This window comes from Kitasatospora sp. GAS1066B (genome assembly GCF_041262605.1).
Taxonomy (GTDB): Bacteria; Actinomycetota; Actinomycetes; order Streptomycetales; family Streptomycetaceae; genus Kitasatospora.
In genome coordinates, this window is the sequence record NZ_JBGCCO010000007.1 from 1 (window position 1) to 20146 (window position 20146).

Annotated in this window: 16 protein-coding genes; 10 read left to right on the plus strand and 6 right to left on the minus strand. The window is 74.0% G+C overall.

What is annotated here, in order from left to right; translation table 11 throughout:
• From ABH937_RS09265 to ABH937_RS09295, 7 genes are all read left to right on the plus strand, one after another.
• The coding region (locus ABH937_RS09265; RefSeq protein WP_370217863.1) for an SDR family NAD(P)-dependent oxidoreductase at window positions 1–1667 on the plus strand (1667 nt) is incomplete at its 5' end.
• A gap of 8 nt (window positions 1668–1675) precedes the next feature.
• Window positions 1676–6253, plus strand: coding sequence for a beta-ketoacyl synthase N-terminal-like domain-containing protein (locus ABH937_RS09270; protein ID WP_370217864.1), 4578 nt, complete (start codon window positions 1676–1678; stop codon window positions 6251–6253).
• Window positions 6250–6576, plus strand: a complete 327-nt coding sequence (locus ABH937_RS09275; protein ID WP_370217865.1) for an acyl carrier protein — start codon at window positions 6250–6252, stop codon at window positions 6574–6576. The genes ABH937_RS09270 and ABH937_RS09275 overlap by 4 nt, the downstream gene beginning before the upstream one ends.
• Window position 6577: 1 nt before the next feature.
• Entirely contained in the window at window positions 6578–7399 is an 822-nt protein-coding gene (locus ABH937_RS09280) for an alpha/beta fold hydrolase (RefSeq protein WP_280689416.1), read from the plus strand.
• Window positions 7396–8598, plus strand: a complete 1203-nt coding sequence (locus ABH937_RS09285) for a glycosyltransferase (protein WP_280689415.1) — start codon at window positions 7396–7398, stop codon at window positions 8596–8598. The genes ABH937_RS09280 and ABH937_RS09285 overlap by 4 nt, the downstream gene beginning before the upstream one ends.
• Window positions 8595–9689: a class I SAM-dependent methyltransferase gene (locus tag ABH937_RS09290; RefSeq protein WP_280689414.1), complete on the plus strand. Its 1095-nt coding sequence runs from the start codon at window positions 8595–8597 to the stop codon at window positions 9687–9689. The genes ABH937_RS09285 and ABH937_RS09290 overlap by 4 nt, the downstream gene beginning before the upstream one ends.
• 105 nt (window positions 9690–9794) lie before the next feature.
• The gene (locus tag ABH937_RS09295; RefSeq protein WP_280689413.1) at window positions 9795–10172 is read left to right on the plus strand and encodes a hypothetical protein; all 378 of its coding nucleotides are present in this window, start codon (window positions 9795–9797) and stop codon (window positions 10170–10172) included.
• Window positions 10173–10214: 42 nt separating this feature from the next.
• Here ABH937_RS09295 and ABH937_RS09300 read toward each other — a convergent pair whose 3' ends face one another.
• From ABH937_RS09300 to ABH937_RS09310, 3 genes are all read right to left on the minus strand, one after another.
• Entirely contained in the window at window positions 10215–11801 is a 1587-nt protein-coding gene (locus ABH937_RS09300; protein ID WP_370217867.1) for a DEAD/DEAH box helicase, read from the minus strand.
• Window positions 11802–12095: 294 nt separating this feature from the next.
• A complete protein-coding gene (locus ABH937_RS09305) occupies window positions 12096–12299 on the minus strand; it encodes a cold-shock protein (RefSeq protein ID WP_030918248.1) in 204 nt (67 codons plus the stop codon).
• 201 nt (window positions 12300–12500) lie between these two features.
• Window positions 12501–14051, minus strand: a complete 1551-nt coding sequence (locus ABH937_RS09310) for a PTS transporter subunit EIIC (RefSeq protein WP_280689411.1) — start codon at window positions 14049–14051, stop codon at window positions 12501–12503.
• A gap of 308 nt (window positions 14052–14359) precedes the next feature.
• On the opposite strand from ABH937_RS09310, the gene ABH937_RS09315 reads away from it, so the two are divergent.
• The 3 genes from ABH937_RS09315 to ABH937_RS09325 all read left to right on the plus strand — a co-directional run bounded on the left by ABH937_RS09315 (window position 14360) and on the right by ABH937_RS09325 (window position 17560).
• Entirely contained in the window at window positions 14360–16588 is a 2229-nt protein-coding gene (locus ABH937_RS09315; RefSeq protein WP_280689410.1) for a glycosyltransferase family 39 protein, read from the plus strand.
• Window positions 16589–16666: 78 nt separating this feature from the next.
• Window positions 16667–17368 carry a C39 family peptidase gene (locus ABH937_RS09320; protein WP_280689409.1) on the plus strand — a complete coding sequence of 234 codons (702 nt, stop codon included), beginning with the start codon at window positions 16667–16669 and terminating at the stop codon, window positions 17366–17368.
• Window positions 17369–17413: 45 nt separating this feature from the next.
• Entirely contained in the window at window positions 17414–17560 is a 147-nt protein-coding gene (locus ABH937_RS09325) for a hypothetical protein (RefSeq protein ID WP_280689408.1), read from the plus strand.
• On the opposite strand, the gene ABH937_RS09330 is transcribed toward ABH937_RS09325, so the two are convergent.
• From ABH937_RS09330 to ABH937_RS09340, 3 genes are all read right to left on the minus strand, one after another.
• Complete coding sequence (locus ABH937_RS09330; RefSeq protein ID WP_280689407.1) at window positions 17524–17892, minus strand: hypothetical protein; 369 nt, start codon at window positions 17890–17892, stop codon at window positions 17524–17526. The two genes, ABH937_RS09325 and ABH937_RS09330, sit on opposite strands and share 37 nt — an antisense overlap.
• A gap of 91 nt (window positions 17893–17983) precedes the next feature.
• Window positions 17984–19369, minus strand: a complete 1386-nt coding sequence (locus ABH937_RS09335; RefSeq protein ID WP_280689406.1) for a DUF4331 domain-containing protein — start codon at window positions 19367–19369, stop codon at window positions 17984–17986.
• Between the two features lie 117 nt (window positions 19370–19486).
• The gene (locus tag ABH937_RS09340) at window positions 19487–19810 is read right to left on the minus strand and encodes a hypothetical protein (RefSeq protein WP_280689405.1); all 324 of its coding nucleotides are present in this window, start codon (window positions 19808–19810) and stop codon (window positions 19487–19489) included.
• Window positions 19811–20146 lie beyond the last annotated feature (336 nt).

A 20146-nucleotide genomic window follows, 5' to 3' on the forward strand; every position in this document is an offset into this window, starting at 1 on the left:
TCGGCGACACCGCCGAACTCGGCCAACTCACCGACGACCAGATCGAAGAACTCACCCGCGCCCGCACCGCCGCCGCCATCACCGACTGGCTCACCGCCCAGCTCGGCAGCCCCACGCCCGCACCGGAACCGGTCGCCGGCACGGTGCCTGACGATGCGTCAGCCGTGGTGGGACACGAGCCGCTGCGCCTGGAGTTCGCGCTCACACCGCTGGCCGAGGTCACCGCGACCCCGGCGGCCCTGGCCGGCAAGCGCTTCGCGCTGCTCGGCGACGACGGCCACGGCCTGGCCGAGGCGCTGACCGCACGGCTGGCCGCGCACGACGCGCGGGTGCTGGCCGTGGACGCCGCGCACCGGCTGTCGGCGGCGGACGGGCCGGTGGACGGCGTCCTGCTGCTCGACCCGCTCGCCACGGACGGCGCGCCCGTGCTGCCGGGCTGCGTGCCCGCACTGCAGGCCGCGCTGGCCGGCGCGCCCCGCTGGCTACTCGCCGCACGCTCGGCGGCGCACCCGGACAGCGGCCGAACAGACAGTGGCGGAACGGACAGTGGCCGGGCGGACGGGCTGCGCGGGCTGTTCCGCACCCTGGCCCGCGAGTACCCCGACACCACGGTCCGGCTGGTCGAGCTGGATCCGGCGGACCCGGCGCGGGCGGCCGACGCGCTGCTCGGCGAGCTGCTGGCCGCCGACCACGAGCCGGTGGTGCTGCACGGTGCGGCCGGGCGCCAGGGCCTGACCCTGGCGGAGTCCGGCCTCGGGCTGCTGGGCAGCACGGGCGCCGGTCCGGCCGGCGACGGCGTGGCGGAGGCCGCGGCGCTGGGGCTGGACCAGGACGCCGTGGTCCTGCTGGTCGGCGGGGCTCGCGGGATCACCGCGCGGTTCGCGGCCGGCCTGGCCGCGGCCGGCCGGTGCCGCCTGGAACTGCTGGGCCGCACCGCGCCGCCCGAGGGCCCCGAGGACCCGCTGACGGCCGCGGCACGCGACCGTGGCGCACTGCGGGCCGTGCTCGCCCGCCAGGGCGTGCCGCTGCCCGAGGTCGACGCCGCCGCTTCCCGGCTGCTGGCCGCGCGCGAGGTCGCGGCGACGCTGGAGGAACTCTCGGCGCTCGGCTCACCGGCCCGCTACCGGGCGGTGGACGCCGCCGATCCGGCGGCGCTGCGCCAGGCGGTCAAGGAGGTGTACGCCGAGTACGGCCGGCTGGACGGGGTCGTCTACGCGGCGGGCGTGATCGAGGACAAGGTGCTGGCCGAGAAGGACCCGGAGTCCTTCCGCCGGGTCTTCGCCACCAAGGCCGACGGCGCCCGGGCCCTGCTGGACGCGCTGGCCGCACTGCCGGAGGGGCCGCGGTTCACGGTGCTGTTCGGCAGCATCGCCGCGGCGCTGGGCAACCGCGGCCAGGCCGACTACGCGGCGGCCAACGACGCGTTGGAGGAGCTGGGCGACCGCTGGGCGCGACGCACCGGGTGCCGGGCGCTCACCGTGCACTGGGGTCCGTGGGCACCCTCGGGCGCGCACGGCGGCATGGTCTCACCGGAGTTGGCGCACGACTACGTCCGCCGGGGCGTGCGGCTGATCGACCCGGGGGCGGGCACCCTGGCGCTGCTGCGCGAGCTCGCCTGGGGCGCGGAGCAGACCCGGTCCGTGGTCTACACCGCGTCGGGCTGGTGACGGCGCCGGTGACCGATCTGACGAACCGTCCGCCGGTGGCCGTGGTCGGCATGGCGGTGCTGCTGCCCGGCGCGCCGGACCTGGCGAGCTACTGGCGCAACCTGCTCGGCGGTGTCGACGCGATCACCGAGGTGCCCGAGGGGCGTTGGGACCCGGAGTACTACGACCCGGCGGCGGCCGCCGGGCCCGGGGACCCCGACCGGCTCTACTGCCGGCGCGGCGGCTTCCTGGACGGCTCGGTGGCGGTGCAGCCGACCCGGTTCGGCATCATGCCCAGCTCGGTGTCCGGCGCCGAGCCGGACCAGCTGATCGCGCTGCAGGTCGCCGCCGCCGCGATCGAGGACGCGGGCGGCCCGGACCGGCTCGCGGACCGCGAGCGGGTCGGGGTGATCCTGGGCCGGGGCGGGTACCTGACGCCGGGCCTGGTCCGGCTCGACCAGCGGGTCCGCAGCGCGCACCAGCTGGTGCGCACCCTCGGCGAGCTGCTGCCTGAACTGACGGACAATCAACTCATCCGGGTGCGACGGGCGGTCACCGATCAGCTGGGCCCGGACCGGCCGGAGGCGGCGATCGGCCTGGTGCCCAACCTGGCCGCCTCCCGGCTGGCCAACCGCCTCGACCTGCGCGGCCCCGCCTACACGGTGGACGCCGCCTGCGCCTCCTCACTGGTCGCCGTGGACCAGGCGGTGGGCGAACTGGCCACCGGGCGCTGCGATGTGGTGCTGGCCGGCGGGGTGCACCACTGCCACGACGTCACGCTGTGGAGCGTCTTCGCCCAGCTGCGGGCGCTCTCGCCCAGCCAGCGGATCCGCCCGTTCCACCGGGGCGCCGACGGCCTGCTGATCGGCGAGGGCACCGGCGTGGTGGTGCTCAAACGGCTCGCCGACGCCGAGCGCGACGGCGACCGGGTGTACGCGGTGATCCGCGGCACCGGGGTGGCCAGCGACGGGCGCACGGCGGGGCTGGCCAATCCGGACCCGGGTGGCCAGAGCCGGGCCGTGCGGGCGGCCTGGCGAGCCGCCGGACTGGACCCGGCCGCACCCGGGGCGCTGGGCCTGCTGGAGGCCCACGGCACCGCGACCCCCGCCGGGGACGCCGCCGAACTCGCCACCCTGGCCGAGGTGTTCGGCCCGGCCGGCGAGGGCGAGCGGGCGGTGCTCGGCTCGGTGAAGTCCATGATCGGCCACACCATGCCGGCCGCCGGCGTGGCCGGTCTGGTCAAGGCGGCACTCGCCGTGCACCACGGCGTGCTGCTCCCCACGCTGCACTGCGACGACCCGCACCCGGCGCTGGCCGGCACCCGCTTTCGCACCATCGACGCCGCCCGGCCCTGGGAGAGCGTCCCGGGCGGGCCACCGCGCCGGGCGGGGGTGAACGCGTTCGGCTTCGGCGGCATCAACGCCCATGTGGTACTGGAACAGGCGCCGGGCTCGCCGGTCGCCCTGCCGACCTCTCGGGCCACGGTGACCGAGCCCGAGCGAGTGCTGTACCTGGCCGCCGACGGGCCCGAGCAGCTGGCCGAACTGCTGGCGGCCGACGACGCGGCGCTGCTGGGCGCGGGCCACCCGGAGCCGGCCCGGGACGCGCCGCGCCGGCGGGTGGCGATCGCCGACCCGACGGCCAAGCGGCTGGCGCTGGCCCGCCGCGCGGTGGCCCGGGGCCGGTCCTGGCGCGGGCGCGGCGATGTCTGGTTCACGCCGCAGCCGCAGCTCGGACCCGGGGCCGCGGGCCGGATCGCGTTCCTCTTCCCAGGGCTGGAGGGCGAGTTCCAGCCCCGGGTCGACGACGTCGCCGACCACTTCGGCCTGGCCCGCCCGCCGGCCGCACAGCAGGCCGCGGTGGACGACATCGGGCGGCACGGTGTCGGTGTGGTCGCCGTCGGGCGGCTGCTCGACGCGGCGCTGCGCCGGGTCGGCGTCCGGCCGCACGGCGTGGCCGGGCACAGCGTGGGCGAGTGGACCGCCATGATCACCGGCGGGCTGTACTCGGGCGCGTCCGTGGACACGTTCCTGGCGGCCTTCGACCCGGACTCGCTGCGCGTGCCGGGGCTGGCCTTCGCCGCGCTCGGCGCCCCCGCCGAGCGGGTGCTGGACGCGCTGGCCAGCGTCGAGGGCATGTCCGAGGTGGTCCTGTCGCACGACAACGCCCCGCAGCAGTCGATCGTCTGCGGCCCCGAGCAGCCGGTCACCCGCCTGGTGCACTGGTTCCGCGACCGCGGCGTGCTGGGCCAGGTGCTGCCGTTCCAGTCCGGGTTCCACACCCCGATGCTGGCCCCCTATCTCGACCCGATCCGGCAGGCCGCCGACCGTTTCGAGCTGCACCGGGCGACCGTGCCCGTCTGGTCCGGCACCACCGCCTCGCCGTTCCCGGCGACCGAGGCCGAGGTGCGCGCGCTGTTCGTCCGGCACCTGCTGGAGCCGGTGCGGTTCCGGCCGCTGGTCGAGGCGATGTACGCGGCCGGTTTCCGGGCCTTCGTCCAGGTCGGCACCGGGCAGCTGGCCTCGCTGGTGGGCGACACGCTGGGCGAGCGCGAGCACCTGGCGATCGCGGCCAACTCCCCGCACCGCGACGGGCTGGCGCAGCTGCGCCGGGTGGCCGCGGCGCTCTGGGTGGAGGGCGCCGAGCCGGACACGGCGGCGCTGCTGCCCGGGCGCGACCGGGCGTCGGCGGCCGAACGCGCGCATCCGGCGGTGCCGCTGGACCTGGGCGGGGCGCTCATCTCGCTGGACCCGGCCGTCCGGACCGCACTGCGAGCCGAACTGACGCGGAGTCAGATACCACGGGCCACCGCCGCGCCCGCCCGCGATCCGGGGCTGGCCGCACTGGCCGACCGCTTCCCGTTGGCGGCCGAACTCGACGCGCTGCTGCGGGAGACCGAGCAGGCAGCCGCCGAACTGATCGGTGCGGGACGGCCGTCGGCCGAGCGCGCCACGCCGCCCGGCAGCGAGCCGGCAGCCCTCGCGGGGACGCCCGGCACCGTTCCGGTCGCCCCCGCGCCACCGCCGGCCGGCAGCACCCTACGCGTCTGTCTGGACACCATGCCCTACCTGCTCGACCACTGCTTCTTCCGCCAGCGCCCCGGCTGGCCCGACTTGGCGGACCGCTGGCCCGTGGTCCCCGCCACCACGATCGTGCAGCACCTGATGGACGCGGCCGAACGGGCCAGGCCAGGACAGCTGGCCGGTGCCGTCCATGACTTGCGGTTCGGCCAGTGGGTGCCGGCCGCCACCCCGATCGACATCGAGATCACCCTCCAGGACGCGGGCCCCGGCCGCCTCGCCGCCGCCTTCGGCAACTTTGCCGGCGGCACCGTCGAATTGACGGACCGTCATGCCGAGCCGCCGGCGCCCTGGCCGGTGGAACGGGACCCCGAGCGGGTGCCGGAGCTGACGGCGGCCGGCCTCTACGCCGAGCGCTGGATGTTCCACGGGCCGGCATTCCAGGGCCTGACCGAGCTGACCGCGCTCGGCGAGGCACACGTGCGCGGCGTGATCACGGCACCGGCCGCCCCCGGCGCGCTGCTGGACAACGTCGGCCAACTGCTCGGCTACTGGATCATGGCGACCCGCACCGAGCGGACCGTCGTCTTCCCGGTCGGGATGCGGGAGCTGCGCTTCTACGGGCCGGCGCCGCGACCGGGCACCGAGCTGCACTGCCACATCCGCGTCACCCGCCTGACCGACAGCGTCCTCGAGGCCGATGTGCAGCTGCGGGCGGGCGACACCCTCTGGGCGGAGGTGCGCGGCTGGCAGGACCGCCGGTTCGACAGTCACCCCGAGACCCGCCCGGTCGAGCGGTTCGTCGACCGCAACACGCTTTCCGCGCCGCAGCCCGGCGATTGGATGCTGCTGCACGAGCGCTGGCCGGACCTCGCCTCCCGCGACCTGATCATGCGCAACCACCTGGGCTCGGCCGAACGGACCCGCTACGAGCAACAGCCGCCGCGCGGGCGCCGGGCCTGGCTGCTGGGCCGGATCGCGGTCAAGGACGCGGTGCGCCGGTGGCTCTGGGCCCAGGGCGAGGGACCGGTCTTCCCCGCCGAGATCGAGGTGCTCAACGACCCCGCGGGGCGGCCCCGGGTGTCCGGGCTGCACGGCCACACCCTCCCGGAGCTGGACGTGTCGCTCGCGCACCGGGCCGAGGCGGCTGTGGCCCTGGTCCGCCCGGCCCGGCCAGGCGGCGGACCGGGCGCCGGCATCGACCTGGAGGAGGTCACCGAGCGCCCCGCCGGGACCCTGGAGGTTGCCCTCGGCCCGGCCGAGCTGGCTCTTCTGACGGACTGTCAGAAGACCTACGGCGGCACCGACTCGCTCTGGTTCGCCCGGTTCTGGGCGGCCAAGGAGGCCGCGGCCAAGGCGCAGGGCACCGGCCTGCGGGGCCGACCGCGCGACTTCGCCGTGATCGAGGCGGCGCCCACCACCCTGCTGGTGGCGGTCGACGGCCCGGACGGACCGTACCTGCACCGGCTGCGCTGCACCGACCTGAGCAGCCCACCCGACCTGCCGAAGCGCGGCTACGTCGTGGCCTGGACGACGGCCGACGACCTCGACACGGACGACCTTGACGAGAGGACAGCACCACAATGACCAGCAGCGAGCAGCGCGTGGACCTGCGCCCACCCACCGAGCCGGAGGTCCTCGCCGAGATCACCGCCATGCTGGCCGTCGTGCTGGCGGACTACGGCCTGAACGAGGCCGAGGTCACCATGGAGTCCCGGTTCACCGACGACCTCGAACTGGAGAGCATCGACCTGGTGACGCTGGCCGGGCAGCTCCAGGAGCGCTGGGGCGAGCGGATCAACTTCGCCGAGTTCATCGCCGGCATGGATCTGGAGGAGATCATCGGCCTCACCGTCGGCCGGCTGGTGAGCCACGTGGTGGACCGGCTGCAGACCGCCGAGCGGAGCTGACGTGGCCTTCGTCGACCTCAACGGGCTGCGCTGCCACGTGCAGCGACTCGCCCCGCCGGACGGCCGGCCGGTCACCGCGACCGCCGTCCTGGTGCACGGGCTGCTCACCGACAGCCTGGCGAGCTACTACTTCACGCTGGCCCCCGCGCTGTCGGCCGCCGGGGTGGAGGTGCTGATGTACGACCACCGGGGCCACGGCCGGTCCGGACGGCCGCCGGCCGGCTACCGGCTGGAGCAGTTCGTCGGCGATATGGAGGCGCTGCTGGACCGGCTGGCGCCGACCGGCCCCGTCCACCTGATCGGCAACTCCTTCGGCGGCACGGTCGCGTTCGGCCTCGCGGCCCGGCGCCCGGCACAGGTGGCGAGCATCCTGGCGATCGAGTCCGAGCCGGCCTCCGAGGCCTGGGCGGCCAAGCTGGACGGCATCCTGCGCAAGGCCGAGCAACACCTGGCCGAGGAGCGGACGCTGGCCTGGGTCGCCGAGCAACGCGGCGCGCACACCGCCAGGTTGGCCCGCGCGGCCGGCGCGCTGCTGGCCGGCACCTCGCTGGCCCGGGACATCCCGGCCAGCCGGCTGCCCACCGCCGCCGAACTGCGCGCGATCCGCTGCCCGGTGCTCGCCGTCTACGGTACGGAGTCCGACCTGGCCGACCAAGCCAGCTGGCTGGACGGGCTGTTGGCCGACTGCCGGAGCACCTTCGTGGCAGGTCAGGAGCACTCCGTGCTGGTCGAGGCCCCCGAGGTGATGCGCGAGCTCGCCTTCTCCTGGCTGCGGGAGCAGGGTGTGGCGCTGCACGGCGAGCCCGAACGGAGCCTGCGGTGACCAGGTTCCTCTTCGTCGTCCCGCCGCTGGTCGGCCACCTCAACCCGGCCGTCGGGGTGGCCGCCGAGCTGGCGGCCCGCGGGCACGCGATCGCCTGGGCGGGCGTGCCGGAGTTGGTCGGCCGGCTCGCGGGCCCCGACGCCGAGGTGTTCGCCTGCGCGGTGCCGCAGGTGGGCCCGGGCGGGGCGGCGCAGCGGCCGCCGGAGTTGCGCGGACCGGGGGCGCTGAAGTTCCTCTGGGAGGACTTCCTGGTCCCGCTCGCCGAGGCGATGGCCCCGGACGTGGCGGCGGCGGTGGACCGCTTCCGCCCGGACGTCCTGGTGGTGGACCAGCAGGCGGTCGCCGGCGCGCTGGTCGCCGAGCGGCTCGGGCTGCCGTGGGTCACCTCCGCGACGACCTCGGCGGAGTTCACCGGCGCGCTGGACGGGATGCCGCTGGTGGACGCCTGGATCCGCGGCCTGCTGGGCGCGTTGCGCGGGCGCCTCGGCGCACCGCTCAGCACCGTCGATCCGCGCTTCTCCCCGCACCTGATCCTCGCCTTCACCACCCCCGAGCTGGCCGGTCCGGTGGCCCCGGTGGGCCCGATCCGCTTCGTCGGCCCGGCGCTGGCGTCCCGCCCCGCCGAACCCGACTTCCCGTGGCAGTGGCTGGACCCGGGCCGGCGGACGGTGCTGGTCACCCTCGGCACGGCCAACACCGATGCGGGCACCGCGTTTCTGACGGTCTGCCAAGAGGCCTTGCGGGCCCGCTCCGAGCGGGTGCAGGGCGTCATCGTCGACCCCGGCAGGGTGCTCGGCGAGCCCGCGCCCGATCCCGACCTGCTGGTCCTGGCGTCCGTGCCGCAGCTGCGCCTGCTCGGGCGGACCGCCGCCGTGGTCTGCCACGCCGGGCACAACACGGTCTGCGAGGCGCTCTGGCACGGCGTGCCGCTGGTGGTCGCCCCGATCCGCGACGACCAGCCGGTGGTGGCCGGCCAGGTGGTGGCCGCCGGCGCGGGCCTGCGGGTGCGGTTCGGCCGGATCAGCGCGGTCCGGCTCGGCCAGGCGCTGGACGCCGTGCTCGACGATCCCGCGCACCGCACCGCCGCCCACCGCGTCGGCGCCTCCTTCCATGCCGCCGGCGGCGCGGCCGGCGCCGCCACCGAGCTGGAGTCGCTGGCCGCCACCGTGGCGAGAACCGCCGAGAGGAGCATCCGTTGACCACCACCGAGGCAGGCCCCACCCCCGGCAAGGCGGCGGTCCGCAGCCGCCAGGTCGCCGCCCTGCGGCCCGGCTACCAGGCCGAACTGGCCGACGGCACCGACCGGTTCTTCGCACCGCGGCGCACCGACTGCCCCTGGTGCGGCGCCACCCGGCTGCGCACCCGCCTGCGCACCCGCGACCTGCTGCAGCACAAGCCGGGGCGGTTCGTGCTGGACGAGTGCCAGGACTGCGCGCACGTCTTCCAGAATCCCCGACTGACCGATCAGGGGCTGGAGTTCTACTACCGCGACTTCTACGACGGCCTGGGCGAGCAGCGCCTGGGCGGCGTCTTCGGGACCCGCGCCGCGGTCTACCGCGGCCGCGCCAGGTCGGTGGCCCCGTACACGGCCGCGCCGAGCAGCTGGCTGGACGTCGGCACCGGGCACGGGCACTTCTGCGAGAGTGCCCGCGAGCTCTTCCCGGACACCGCCTTCGACGGCCTGGACCTCAGCGAGGGCGTCGAGTTGGCCGAGCGCCACGGCCGGCTGCGGCGCGGCCACCGCGGCTCGTTCCCCGCGCTGGCCCCCGAACTGGCCGGCCAGTACGACGTGCTGAGCATGTTCCACTACCTGGAGCACAGCACCGAACCGGCCCGGGAGCTGGCCGCCGCCCACGAGGTGCTGCGCCCCGGCGGCCTGCTGCTGATCGAGGTCCCGGACCCGCGCTCGCGCTTCGCCCGCCTGCTGGGGCGCTGGTGGCTGCCCTGGCTGCAGCCGCAGCACCTGCACCTGATGCCGGCGGCCAACCTGCGCCGGCGCCTTGGCGAGTTGGGCTTCAGCGTGCTGCTGGAGCAGCACCGCGAGCCGCACGACCCGGTGGACCTGCTGGCCGCCTGCTGGCTGCTGCTGGACGCCCTCGCGCCCCATGAGGACGCGCCCTGGCTACCGGGCCTGCCACCGGGGCGAGCGCGTCGCGCCCTGCGTGGCGCGCTCCTCCTCGCCGCCTCGCCCGTGCTGCTGCTCGCAGCCCTGCTCGACCGCCTGCTCGCCCCGCTGGCGGGCCGGACCGGCCTGTCCAACGCCTACCGGCTGCTGGCTCGCCGCGACTGAAGCCGCCCGCCCGCACCGCCGCCGACTGTCCACGAGCAGTCGGCGGCGCGGCGGCACCTTCGAGCGGCTTCAGTCCAGACCCGGGCTGGCACTATCCTCGGACACATGTCGAAACCCGATGGGCTGCTCGTCGACATCGCCGCGATGGTGGAGTCCGAGCACAGCAATCAGATGCCCCTCACCGTGGTCGTGCCGGGCGCGGTCATCACCGGCCGGCTGGCGCCGGAGAGCCTCTGGCGGGAACGCGTCGCCGAGGTACTCGAAGCGTCCGACCACCTGAAGCCGTTCTCCGCGCTGTTCGCGGCCGCCGAGGCCGGCGGGTACCCGGCGGAGCCCGCCGGCGCGCCCACCCACCTGCACCTGCACGTCGCGCGGATCCTGCAAGGCAGTTACGGCCTTCCGCACACCGGCGGGATGTACCGCGTCGCCATCGCCGACGTGAGCAGCTGGACCGTCGGAGATCTCAGCTACTCGGACCAGTGACCGCCTACCCGCACCGGTGACCGGGCCGCCCGGACTCCGCTGCTACGCGGCGAGCCCGACGCGTGCCCCTCCCGACCTGCGGCCACCGCCGGTGCCACCCGTGCCACCGGTGCCGCCGGTGCCGCGGCCGGAGTAGGGACGGCGGCTGCGGCCGCGCCCGGCGCCGGGGCTGCGACGGGGGCGCTCCACCACCGGGTCGGGCACCACGACCGCCACGCCGGTGGGCACCCGCGCGCCGGTGATGCGCGCGAGCTCCTCGTCCGTCGAGTGGACCTTCACGGAGTTGGGGGTCAACTGGGCGGTGGCCATCATCCGGGCCATCTCACGGCGCTGGTTGGGCAGCACCAGCGTGACGACCGTGCCGGACTCGCCGGCCCGGGCGGTGCGCCCACCGCGGTGCAGGTAGTCCTTGTGGTCGCTCGGCGGGTCCACGTTGACGACCAGGTCCAGGCCGTCGATGTGGATGCCGCGGGCGGCGACGTTGGTCGCGATCAGCGCGGTCACCTGCCCCTGCCGGAACTGCTCCAGGGTGCGGGTGCGCTGCGGCTGCGACTTGCCGCCGTGCAGCGCCGCCGCCTTGACGCCGTTCGCGAGCAGTTCGTCCACCAGGCGGTCGGCGCCGTGCCTGGTGTCGGTGAACATGATGACTCCACCGTCGCGCGAGGCGATGTGGGCGATCGTCGCGTGCTTGTCGTAGCTCTGCACGTGCAGCAGGTGGTGCTCCATCGTGCTGACCGTCGCGGCGGTCGGGTCCACCGAGTGCACCACCGGGTCGCTGAGGAAGCGGCGCACCAGCTTGTCGACGTTGCGGTCCAAGGTGGCGGAGAAGAGCATCGTCTGCCCGCCCTCGGCGACCTGCTCCAGCAGTTCGGTGACCTGCGGCATGAACCCCAGGTCCGCCATCTGGTCGGCCTCGTCCAGCACCGTCACATCGACCGCGTCCAGCCGGCAGTCACCCCGCTGGATCAGGTCCTTCAGCCGCCCGGGGGTCGCGACCACGACCTCCGCGCCGCGATTCAGCGCCGCCGTCTGACGGCCGATCGAAACCCCGCCCACCACGGTCGCCAGCCGCAGCCGCACCGCATGGGCGTAGGGGGTGAGCGCCTCGGTGACCTGCTGCGCCAACTCCCGGGTGGGAACCAGCACCAGGGCCAGCGGCCGGCGCGGCTCGGCGCGCTGGCCGGCGGTACGGGCCAGCAACGAGAGACCGAAGGCGAGGGTCTTGCCCGAGCCGGTGCGGCCTCGGCCGAGCACGTCACGGCCGGCCAGCGTGTTCGGCAGCGTCGCGGCCTGGATCGGGAACGGCGCGGTCACGCCCTGCCGGCTCAGCGTCGCCAGCAGGGCGCGCGGCAGGTCCAGCTCATCGAACGACTCGACGGCCGGCAGCGCCGGAGTCACGGTGACGGGAAGGGCGAACTCGCCCTGGACCGAAGAACGTTGACGACTCGTCGAGCCCGAGGAACGCTGCCCGCCGCCGGACCGCGCCCCGGAGCGGGACCCCGAGCCGGCGCCGTAGCCGGAGGCACCCGAGCCGCCCGAGCGGGAGCCGTAGCCGGAGGCACCCGAGCGGGAGCCCTTGCCGGAGCGGGAGTTGGCGCTCTGGGCGGACGAGCGAGTGGAACGGTTCATGCGGCGAAGCCTTCCTCGGGGCGGCACGTCACGAGGAGTCCTCCGCGGCGCGAGGCAGCGCGGAGATCGCATGAACGAGCCGGAAGTGTGTGCGGAGCCGGGCGGGCACGGCAGAACCGTGCGAGCCGATCCGGACGCGACGCGGTGCGTCTCGCGTGCGGGACTGGTCTCCGATGGCGGGACCCTGGGCCCCAGTGGGCCGGAGTCGATCCCGGCACAAATGCCGAGGGGCCCGCACCGAGCATGTACGCGGTGCGGGCCCCTGCTGCGTGGCAGCTGCCTGCGCAGGTGAAACTAGAGCGGACGAATGTTCTCGGCCTGCGGGCCCTTCTGGCCCTGCGTGACGTCGAACTCGACCTTCTGGCCCTCGAGCAGCTCGCGGAAGCCGTTGGCGTTGATGTTCGAGTAGTGGGCGAACACGTCAGGACCGCCACCCTCCTGCTCAATGAAGCCGAAGCCCTTTTCCGCGTTGAACCACTTCACAGTGCCATTAGCCATAAAAAAATCTCCTTCAGGAGGCTGACCGGTACCCGCCATGTGCGGGACCGCGTCGCCGCGATGATGACCCACCCGGGGAAGAGCCGGGAAACAAGAAAATGCGCCTGCGGTCAGAACCAGCAGGCGCACACAAAGTTCATGGGAACCACAACTGCAACTGCTCCGACTGTAGCAGGCCACCGGCCGAACCGGGGAACTTGTTCACAATCCTTTGCTGGAAGTGGAAGCGGTGACGGGTACCGAGGTGGCGGCGGGCACCGGGGTGGCGACGGGCACCGCGTTGAGTTCGGCGAGCATCGCCTTGGTGAACCCGAAGAAGTAGGTGGCCAGGAACCCCACCAGGTAGCCGACGAGCAGTCCCCCGACGTAGACCGCCACGGTCCGGCCCAGGCCGTGGTTGCCCTTGAGCAGCGGGAGCAGCGCCCAGCCCGAGGGGCCGATCGCCGTCGAGCCGACCTCGGTGCCCGCCATGTTGAACAGTCCGACGAACGCGCCACCGGCCGCCCCACCGGCGCACGCGGTGACGAACGGGCGGCCGAGCGGCAGCGAGACGCCGTAGATCAGTGGCTCCCCCACCCCGAGGAAGCCGGTCGGCAGGGCGGACCTGATGGTGGCCCGGATCGGCGCGTTGTTCGGCAGGCGCAGGTAGGCCGCGATCGCGCAACCGACCTGTCCGGCACCCGCCATGGCCAGGATCGGCAGCAGCACCGTGTAGCCCACGTGTTCGATGAGCGTGGTGTGGATCGGGATCAGCGCCTGATGCAGGCCCACCATCACCAGGGGCAGGAAGAGACCGCCCAGCAGCAGACCGGCGAAGGCGCCGCCCCGGGCCATCAGCCAGGTCGCCGAGGTGCCGATCGCGTCGGAGAGGTGCCCGGCGACGAACATCAGGCCGAACAGCGTCACCAGGCCGGTGATCAGCAGCGTCAGCGTCGGCGTGACCAGGGCGTCCAGTGCCTCGGGCACCCACCGGCGGCACCACCGCTCCACCCAGGTCGCGAGCGCCGCCGCGCCCAGGGCGCCCAGCACACCCCCCTGCCCGGCGGTGAGCCGCTGGCCGAAGACCGAGACGTGGGAGACCCCGGCGAAGACGATCACCCCGGCGGCGGCGCCGCCGAGGATCGGCGTGCCGCCGAACTCCTTGGCCGTCTGGTAGCCGACGAAGACCGCGATCAGCGAGAGGAAGCCGGAGGAGAGCGCCACCAGGGCGGGCACCAGCGCGGGCAACCAGTGCAGGCTGGTGAGCAGCCCGCCGATGCCCGCGATGACGCCCGACCCGATCAGCGCCGGGACCAGCGGCACGAAGACGTTGGCGACCCGACGCAGCAGCACCTTGGCGGGCGTGCCGTTCCGCTGCCGGGCCGCACGGCGGATGGCCTCCCCCCGCGCGGCCAGCCCCTCGACAGCCGACCCCTCGGCAGCCGACCCCTCCACGGCCGGCCCCTCGGCAGCCGGCTGCGCTGCGCCCGGAGCTCGCGGTGCTGAAGCGAGCTGCTGGTCCACCAGTTCCTCGAGTGCCTGCGCCACCAGGCCGACGCCGGGGCCGAGCACGATCTGGTACGTCTCGTCGTCGACCACGCCCAGCACCCCCGGCAGCGCGGCGAGCGCCGCCTCGTCGACCGTGGAGCGGTCGAGCAGGCCGAGCCGCAGGCGGGTCATGCAGTGGGCGACGCCGGTGATGTTGCCGGCCCCGCCGAGCAGGGGAAGCAAGGCGGCGGCGACGGTTGGACCCTTGTCGGCTGTTGAGGACACACCCCAATCAACGCACCCGCCACCGCCGGGACCCTGCGCAACACACCGGCCGACCCGCTCCTCGGGTGCCCGAACCTTGCCCGAACGGGTTCACCCCGCGCGAACGGTGGCCGGAGCGCCGTCCGCCCTTCCCGTCACTCCCCCATCACCCGGCCGAGGCGCATCAACCGGAGCGCGACCGGGTAGGGCTGAGCTCGGCGTGATGATCTCCCAGGAATTTCTCACCGATCTACCAGGTTTGACGGATCGTCAGGTCAGATGATGATGTCAGGTTACGGTCAACGCTCCGTCCGGCAGGAGGTTCCACCTTGTCCGCGACTGTCCTCGGTCATCCCCCGAACGCGGAGCTGACGCCCGGTCAGGGCTCCGGGAGCACCCGCAAACCCTGGCAGTTCTGGCGTTCCCCTGCCGACCAACCCGGCTGGGCCCGACCGGCGTTGCTGCTGACCGCAGCCGTCGCCGCCGCCCTCTACGCCTGGAACCTCAGCTCCGCCGACTACGCGCTCTTCTACTCCGACGCCGTGAAGAGCATGTCGGTGAGCTGGAAGGCGCTCTTCTTCGGCGCCCTCGACCCCGGGGCCACCGTCACGCCCGACAAGATCGCCGGCTCGTTCGTCCCGCAGGCCCTGTCCGCTCGCCTGTTCGGCTTCCACGCCTGGTCGGTGACGCTGCCCCAGTGCGTCGAGGGCGTGCTCTGCGTCCTGGTGACGTACCGCATGGTGCGCCGCTGGGCCGGCCCCAGGGCCGGGCTCGCCGCGGCCGGGGCGTTCACCTTCACCCCCGTGGTCGCCTCGATGTTCGGGCACTCGATGGAGGACGGCGGACTGGTCTTCTGCCTGGTGATGGCGGCCGACTGCTACCAGCGCGCGGTGCTCGACGCGCGGCTGCGGTCCCTGCTGTTCGCGGGGGCCTGGGTGGGTGTCGGGTTCCAGGCCAAGATGCTGCAGGCCTGGATGATCCTCCCGGCGCTGGCCCTCGGCTACCTGGTCGCGGCACCCGTCAGGCTGCGCCGGCGCGCGGGCCACCTGCTGCTGGCGGGCGTGGTCTGCCTGGCGGTGTCGCTCTCCTGGGTGCTGCTGATGACGGTGGTGCCGGCCGAGGACCGGCCCTACGTGGACGGCAGCACCGACAACAGCTCGATCGCGATGGTCTTCGGCTACAACGGCCTGGAGCGGTTCGGCATCCACGTGCCCGGCTCGGTGCCGACCATGAGCTTCGGCGGCGGAGCGCCCAGGCCCGGTGCCGGGGCCCCGACCGGCGGCCCGACCAGCGGCCCGACCGGTGGACCCGCCCACCCGACCGGCGCTCCGCCCGGCGGTGGCCTCCCGGGGCTGAACGGCGGCTGGCTGAAGCTGTTCCAGGGCAGGTTCGGCCCGCAGATCGGCTGGCTCTACCCCTTCGCCTTCCTCGGTCTGGCGTACGGCCTGTGGTCGCGCCGCGGCACGCCGCGCACCGACCGGCTGCGCGGCGGGTTCGTGATGTGGGGCAGCTGGCTGGCCGTGGTCGGCCTGGTGTTCAGCGAGATGAGCTCGATCCCGCACACCGCCTACATGTCGACCCTGGCACCCGCCCTGGCCGGGCTGGCCGGCGCCGGCGGCGTGCTGCTCTGGGACGCCTACCGCAAGGGCGGCCGCGCCGCCTGGCTGCTGCCGGTCGCCGTCGCGGCCGAGGCCGCCTGGGCCTGGTACCTGGGCGATTTCGCCCCCGAGTTCCTGCCCTGGTTGTCCTGGCTGGTGCCGGCCGCCGCGGCCCTCGGGATCGCCGCCCTGGTGTGGGGCCGACTCGCCCGCCGCGCACCCTCCCGCCTGCTGCTGATCGGCCTGACCGCCAGCCTGACGGGAGCCGTCCTCGCGCCGGTGGCCTGGTCGGCCTCGGTGCTCGACCCGAAGTACGCGGGCAGTTCCTTCGACGCCCTGGCCGGTCCCTCCTCCAGGGGGCTGGGCGCGATGCTCACGGAACTCATCAGCGAGGCCGGACAGCCAGGACAGCCGGCCGGCGCGGGCCACTCGCGGCCCGGCGGCTCCCCCGCCCCGGACGGCGCCCACCCGCCGGCCGGCTTCGGCGGGCCCGGTGGCGGCGTCAGCGCCGACCTCTCCGCCGACCAGCGCAGGCTGTACGACTACGTCAAGGCCCGGCAGGACGGCGCGAAGTACGTCCTCGCGGTCGACAACTGGACCTCGGCCTCGCCCTACATCCTGGGCACCGGCGACACCGTGATGCCGATGGGCGGGTTCAGCGGCTCGGTGCCCCAGCCGTCCCCGAGCGCCTTCGACTCCCTGGTGCACAGCGGCGCCGTGCGCTTCGTCCTGGTCCAGAGCGGCCCCGGCCTCGGCGCCTTCTTCGGCGGTGGCGGCACCACCTCGGTCAGCCGGATCGACGACTGGGTGAAGCAGCGCTGCACGCGGATCCCCGCCACGGCCTTCGGAGTGGCCCAGCCACCCGCCGCCGGCGGCGCCGACCCGCAGGCCCCGGCCGGCCCCTTCGGTGACCCGAACGGCACCGGCGGCACCCTCTACGGCTGTTCCCCGTCCAACTGACCCGAGCAGCTCACCCTCACCCGTTCACTCCTCGTCGGCTGCATCGCATCCACCACCATCTGACGTAGCGTCAGTTCCATGACGACCACCACCAACCGGCGCGCCCGCCGAGCCTGCTCAGCGCTCCTCGCCGTCCTCTCCGGCTCCCTGCTGGCAGCGGGAGCGGGCGCCGGGCCGGCCCGGGCCGCCGAGCACAGCCAGGTCCCGCTGTACTACCAGCAGCTGAACAACGACTGCGAAGCGAGCGCGCTGCGCATGATGCTGGCCGCCCACGGGATCCAGGCCGACGACCAGGCCATTCTGAAGCACATCGGCGTGGACCTGGTCCACAACCGGTTCGGCCGCTCCGGACCGAACTCCGGCGACCCGTACCGCGCGTTCGTCGGCGACCCGAACGGCTCCGAGAGCGACGGCACCGGCTACGGCGTCTACTACCCCCCGGTAGCCGACGCCGCCCGCGCCTACGGACTGCGGGTGGCCTACGCCGGCGAGAATCTGACGCCCGCCCAGCTGCGCGCCCACGTCCAGGCGGGCCGGCCCGCGATCGTCTGGGTCGACTACCTGTGGCGCAATCGGCCCAACCACCCCTACACCGCCTACGACGGACGCAGCGTCCGCTACGCGGGCACCGCCGAACACGTGGTCGTCGTCACCGGCTACACCGCTGACGCCGTCACCATCAACGACCCCGCCCGCGGCCACCTGACCGTCACCCCGAGCGACTTCGAAGCGGGCTACGCCACCTACGGGGACATGGCCGTCATCCTCGGCAATACCTGATCCCACGTCATAATCCCCTCCCTCGAACAGATTTCAGGGAGACCGGTGAAGCACCACGAGTGGCAGGTGGCCGAAGACCAGGGCGCGCACGCCGACGCCCAGACCGGCCACCCCATGGCGCGGTCCGTCGAGCCCGGCGAGGAGTGGGCCTGGTGCTACGCCGACGAGCTCTTCCTGGAGCCGGCCGGCTGACTGCCCTGAAGCCGGCGGTACTCGGTGACCTCGCCCCCGCGCACGGTGACCGTGCCCTCGCGGGTGTCGGCGGTGCGCCAGAGCGTGTAGTCGCCCTCCGGCAGCGGTGAGATGACGGCGCAGTGGACGACCCGTCCGGTGAGGTGCCGGGGGCGGACGGCGGCGTGGGTGCGGGTGGCGTCCTGGCCGGTGGGACTGACCTCGATCTCCAGGCCGTCCTCGGCGGGACCGGTGTGGATGATCAGGGCGCCGAGGGTGCCGCCGATCTCCAGGACGACGCTGCCTTCGCGGGAGGGGGCGGGCAGCGGCGGGTGCGGGTGGGTGTGCGTCATGCGTGGTGCCTCCTGCTCGGGGAACGGGCCGGTGCGGGCAGCCGCGCAGGCTGCCCGCACCATGTGGTGTGCCGACTGGTCGGATCGACGGTCAGCTGGACGGCGTGTGGTAGCCGTCGAAGGGAACACCGAGGTAGGGGAAGCTGTTCAGGTACGGCGTGCCGAGGCTGTCCGGGGTGAGGCCGTCGGTGATCTGGCCGGCGGCGGCGTCCGGGGTGAAGCTCGTGTCGACCAGGGGGAAGGTCAGACCGGCGATGGCCCGCAGCTCGACGGTGACCACGTCGTCGAAGACCCGGCGCCCGTTGGGGAACCCGGCCGGGTCACCGGCGACCAGGCCCAGGATGTTGGGGCTGGTGGCCGGCGGGACGGCGACGTTCAGGCGCAGCATGTCGGCCTGGGTGTCACCGGTGAAGTTCTGGAACCCGGCCACGATGCCGCTGGGGATGCCGGTCAGCAGGATGGCGAGCAGGTCCGCGCGCGCGGTGCCGGCCGCGTCCAGCGCCGCCAGGTTGGGGAAGACGCCCGGGTAGAGCACCGGCAGCAGCTTGGCCAGCTCGGGGTTGGCGACGTACTGCGCGAAGTTCTTGTCGTCCGCCGGGGGCTGGGAGTTCCACTCGTCCTTCCTCCCCATCGGGACGATGACCTCGTTGAACAGCGGGTTGCCCAGCCGGGAGACCTGCACGAAGGGGCCGGACTCGGTGGTGTGTCCGGAGTCGTCGATGACGCGGGCCTGGCGGCGGGCCGCGGTGGTCCACACGCCGATGGTGGCGTCCGGGTCCAGCACGTCGCCGGGCTTGCGGTGGTCGCGGGTCAGGTCGGTGATCGGGACCTGGAGCGCGATGCTGTGGACGTTGAGCAGCTTGGTGGCGTTGACGCCGGGGGCCGGATGGGTGAAGGCGGGCATCACGTGCAGCTGCTGGAAGGGCCGCAGGGTGCCGAGGTCGAAGATCGAGCCGAGGTCGACGTAGAAGCCCTCGGCGCGCTGCCCGGCGAACACCTTGCGCCCACCGTGAAGCGGGTGGACCGCCATGTTCGCCAGCGAGGTGTAGTCGGGGGTGGAGAGCGGGCCGATGTTGCAGGGCGGGCAGGCCAGGCCCTCGGCGATGACGCGGCGCCGCTCACCGGCCTCGACCCGGGTGATGCTGTAGGTCTGGCGCCGGTTCCAGTTGGGGTCGTCCAGCGAGTTGATCGGCCCGGTGTTGTAGAGGAAGGAGTCGGGGTTGCGGACCTCGACCCGGAACCGGAACTCGTAACTGACGTCCGGGCGCCCGTCGTTGTCGTTGTCGATGTGGATCGCGTAGAGGACGTCCTCGCCGAACTCGTAGAAGTTCGGACCGCCGGCCGGGCTCTGCAGCGGGATGTAGTTGGCGATCAGCGTGACGGTGTCGCACGCGTCGGGGCTGACGAAGGCGTAGACGTCGGTGCTGTCGGCGACCGGGTCCTTGGAGATCTCGGGGGCTTCGCGGTGGGACGACACGGGAACCTCACAGGGGGTTGTCAGTGGTGTGGGGGCAGGAGCGGGGTGGGCCGGCCGACCCGGGCGGATCGACGCCGAGGCCGGCCGACCGGAGAGTGCGGGGCTGGGTGGAGCGGGTCAGCCCAGCGCGCGGACCAGCGCGGCGGCCAGTGCCGGATCCTGGACGACGTGGTGCTTCTCGCCGCTGAACAGGTCGAGCCGGCCGGTCCGCGCGTCGCGGACGTGCACGATCATCGGCTCATCGTGCTCGGTGGCCGGCGCGGGCACCTGTTCACCGGCCGGCGACCTGTCGGCGTTGCCGGCGGCGGCCGCGCCGCTGCCGGCACCGGCGACCAGGCTCACCGCGAGCCCGGCAGCACCGACGGCAGCCGCCTGCCGCATCAGGTGCCGACGGGACGGGCCGTCGGACGGGGCGTCAGTCGCGGGATTTTCCAAGGACATGGGAATTCCTCCGGAGATGGAATGGACGGGCCTGCCGCCGACCCGGCCTGATCCGCCGCACGAGAAGGTGGCCGATCGCGGTGGGCGCACGCCAGGGTGCGAGTGACGACGGATCACGAATTGAGAAGTGACGGCCAGGACTTCAGGCACTGGGACTTCGGGTACTGGTAGGCGGTCACCGGAAGTGAAATGGCCATGAAATACCCGGGTCAAGCCGACACGCGCCCACCCGGTTCGGCATTCCGCCCGACCGGCTCAACTGAATGACCGGTCAAGGCCGCTCCATTGACCCGTCCGAGGAAGAGAGGGAAGTTGGGCTCCACACGGCCCGTCCGG